General features: G+C 46.1%; 4 protein-coding genes and 1 pseudogene. 4 read left to right on the top strand and 1 reads right to left on the bottom strand.

From position 1 onward, the window contains the following. Together ACLQ6D_RS17090 and ACLQ6D_RS17085 are read left to right on the top strand one after the other, a co-directional pair. Nucleotides 1–264, top strand: a pseudogene (locus tag ACLQ6D_RS17090) (methylenetetrahydromethanopterin dehydrogenase); the annotation flags it as partial. Between the two features lie 31 nt (nt 265–295). Then, on the top strand, nt 296–1,246 hold the full coding sequence (locus tag ACLQ6D_RS17085) for an NAD(P)-dependent methylenetetrahydromethanopterin dehydrogenase (protein ID WP_411728511.1): 951 nt from the start codon (nt 296–298) through the stop codon (nt 1,244–1,246). Between the two features lies 1 nt (nt 1,247). Here the strand turns inward: ACLQ6D_RS17085 and ACLQ6D_RS17080 are convergent, their stop codons facing one another. Then, nucleotides 1,248–1,886 carry a response regulator gene (locus ACLQ6D_RS17080; RefSeq protein WP_411728510.1) on the bottom strand — a complete coding sequence of 213 codons (639 nt, stop codon included), beginning with the start codon at nt 1,884–1,886 and terminating at the stop codon, nt 1,248–1,250. A gap of 327 nt (nt 1,887–2,213) precedes the next feature. On the opposite strand from ACLQ6D_RS17080, the gene ACLQ6D_RS17075 reads away from it, so the two are divergent. Next, nucleotides 2,214–2,879, top strand: a complete 666-nt coding sequence (locus ACLQ6D_RS17075) for a Crp/Fnr family transcriptional regulator (RefSeq protein WP_411728509.1) — start codon at nt 2,214–2,216, stop codon at nt 2,877–2,879. A 163-nt stretch (nt 2,880–3,042) separates the two neighbouring features. Beyond that, the coding region (locus ACLQ6D_RS17070; RefSeq protein WP_411728508.1) for a transposase at nt 3,043–3,289 on the top strand (247 nt) is incomplete at its 3' end.

Genomic DNA, 3,289 nt, shown 5'->3' with positions numbered 1-3,289 from the left:
TCTGCCCCCCAATTAAAGGTTGCAGCCGATGTTAATGCTGTCCCACCATCAGGTATTGCGGGTGTCGATGCTTTCCAAAATGGTGCAGCTATTGCCGGTTCAACTAGTGGTGCGGTCGGAATCGGCGCTTTGGCGATCGGTAATATTAAATATCAGGCGCAAAACCGGCTGTTGAAAAAAATGATTGAAACAGATAAGCCCGTCTACCTGCATTTTGAACACGCTTTTGAGGTCGCAAGAAAGCACATCAAATCAACTTCATAACTAAAACCCCCTAATTTTTAGAGAGACAGACATGGAAAAACGCAGCATCTTGCATATGTTTGATCCTATGCCCCATAACAGCCCATTTGACATCAATATGGCAATGGATGCTGGTTTTGATGTCATGATGCCTTACAGCAATGTCAAGCTGGAGAGCGTGCATGGCTTAGTCCAGGACGCTATTTTTTCAAGAGGGCCGTCCGGTGTCAAGCGCACGGGCATCTTCATCGGTGGGCGTAACCTAGGCTTGGCGGTGGATATGATGGATGCGGCTAAAAAAGCCATGGTTCCGCCGTTCGAGGTGTCTGTTTTTGCCGATCCCAGCGGGGCGTTTACCACCGCTGCCGCACTAGTTGCCTGTGTGGAAAAACAACTGAAGGAAAAGCACGGCAAAGAATTGAAAGATTGTCATGCGGTTGTAATTGGCGGCACAGGCGCAGTGGGCATTGCTACCGGGATTATTGCATCCCTGGCTGGGGCTGACATTATGCTAACCGATCATTTGTCAGTGGATACGGCCCTAGATGTTGCCAGGGAATATAACAACCGTTTCGGTTGCTCATTGAAAGGAACTTATGCCAGTTCAGAAGCGGATAAGGCGCGACTGGTTGCCAATGCCGATATTGTTTTCTGCACGGCAAAAGCAGGTATTCAAGCCTTAAGTGCAGAGATATTGAGTGAGGCCAGGCGGCTCAAGGTCGCCGGGGATGTAAACGCTGTGCCGCCGCTGGGAATAGAAGGCATCAAGCGCAGTGATATGGGTGCACCGCTCATTCATGCAGTCAATTCTAAAGGCGCTGTGGGTATTGGGGCGCTGGCTGTCGGTAATGTAAAGTACCAACTGCAAAATATCCTGCTGAAACTGATACTGGAAACGGATAAGCCTTGGTATCTTGATTTCAGGGATGCCTTTACTAAGGCGAGAAGCTATAGGCTACATCCGTCGAGAGCCTTATTGCTCGATAAGGAAGATCCGGGCTAAATCAATCAGGTATCATGTGGCCAAACTTAACCGCAAGCCTGGTCAATTCGACATCATTTTTCACATGGAGTTTTTCGTAAAGGCGGTAGCGGTAAGTGTTGATTGTTTTATCGCTTAACACCAGCATTTCTGCCATTTCCTGAATAGTTTTACCTTGCAAAATGAGCGTCACCACCTCCGCTTCCCGTTGGGAAAGTTTCGCAAAAGGTGATTCGACGCTGCCAGGCAAACCTTGGAGCGCCAGATTGTTAGCCACTTCGGTACAAAGATAGCGTTTTCCCGTCATGACTTTTCTGATGGCAAGAACCATCTCTTCAACGGAAGAGCCCTTGGAAATAAAACCCATGACACCCAGTTTAAGCAATTGTTGTGGTATAGGGCCGTCATTATGCACTGATATGGCAATGATTTTTACCTCTGGATCACGCCTTAATATTCTCCGGCACGCTTCAACCCCACCTATACCCGGCATATTGACATCCATGAGCACCACATCGGCAGACAACAAGACCCCTTGATTGACAGCTTCTTCCCCCGATTGCGCGACGCCAACGACCATAATATCATCAGCCGCATTCAACAGCGCCGCAATTCCGGTTCGAACAAGTTCGTGATCATCAACAAGCAAAATACGAATCATTATTATAATTATTTTAAAATAAACATTAAGTTACTGTTGAAGCGTTGGACTGCCTTGTACCGCCCAAACACTGAAATTATACAACTAAAATACCTTGATGCATCCTTTTAGTGGTCAAATCTAAGTTAAAAAACGGGGTTTGATATGGACAGTTTGTGATTTCTTTCTAATAAAATGTGACCGTCGAATGGGTCCTTGTCATAAATTAATCGGATTGACTCTACTTTACGTATAGAATTAACCATTAAGGCCATCTCGAAATGTGATCGAGCTAGTATTGCGAACCGATCATTTGTTCCATAAACCTATACCCCAAAAGGAGTAAAAGTGCAGCAAGAAGTATTCACAGGGCTTAAAAAAATTCCTTTTTTGTCGAAATTATCTAATGAGGTATTGATTACCCTTGCCGAAAAAGCAAAATCAGCAAAATTCCCAAAACAAGCAACTATCATCATGGAAGGGGATGAGACCAGCTCAATCTATATCATTCTTTCTGGCAAAGTACGTGTATTTAGCAGTGATGAGAAAAGCAAGGAAGTCACGCTCTTGATCCAAGAACCCGGCTCCTATTTTGGCGAGATTGCCTTACTGTCCGATGAACCGAGATCGGCTTCCGTAGTGACCCTGGAAAAAACAACGTGTGCGGTCATTTCAAAAAGCGATTTTATTAATTGGCTGATGAATTATCCGGATGTGGCCATCACATTATTGGGTGTGTTATCGGAAAAAATCAGGCATTTAACGGATAAGGTTAGGCAAATGGCCTTATCGAACGTGTATGAGCGAGCCGTTAAAGCACTACAAGAAATGGCAGTTGTCGAGGGCAATGTCAGCATCATCCATAACCGGCCAACCCAACAGGAATTAGCTTCCATGGTCGGTGCATCCAGAGAAATGATTAATAAAATCATGCACGAACTTACCAAAGGCGGGTATGTGGTCATTGAAGACAAGACATTGATCATCAATAAAAAACTACCGACTTCCTGGTAATATTTAAAAATAATTCGGGTACGTTGATTCTACCGATCCAGTTGTTAGCTCAAGTATCTCAACTACCCGAATTGGGTAATACACATTCATCCTTAAGAATTAGGTATCGCCCAGGGTTCATTATCCATAAGGGCTATCCATTTAAGCGCTGTAGGTGCAAGATATGGGAATGCCGACGCCCATACAAACGCCTGCCTCCGGTCTTCAAGCAGGGCGCGATTATCCGCCCAGCTATGCGGATTTGCAGGCATGCTTCCCAGCTGGCGCGGCTTGTCTTGACTGCCTTGACTGCCTTAAGTGGCTTCGTTGGCCCAACGGTTTTTTCTGCCCACAATGCGGGACATCTAGCCAATGGCGGATGGAGGGCGGACGGTTTTGGTGCGCGCCATGCCAACGCCGGAGCTGTGACT

Source organism: Methyloglobulus sp., assembly GCF_046714055.1.
Taxonomy (GTDB): domain Bacteria; phylum Pseudomonadota; class Gammaproteobacteria; order Methylococcales; family Methylomonadaceae; genus Methyloglobulus.
Note: the sequence above shows the minus strand (reverse complement) of the source record. Positions and strands in the feature narration are given on the sequence as shown.

Excerpts from the sequence above, each read along its gene's own strand:
- ACLQ6D_RS17080 (WP_411728510.1), bottom strand. The coding sequence starts at position 1,886 with ATGATTCGTATTTTGCTTGTTGATGATCACGAACTTGTTCGAACCGGA.
- ACLQ6D_RS17085 (WP_411728511.1), top strand. The coding sequence starts at position 296 with ATGGAAAAACGCAGCATCTTGCATATGTTTGATCCTATGCCCCATAAC.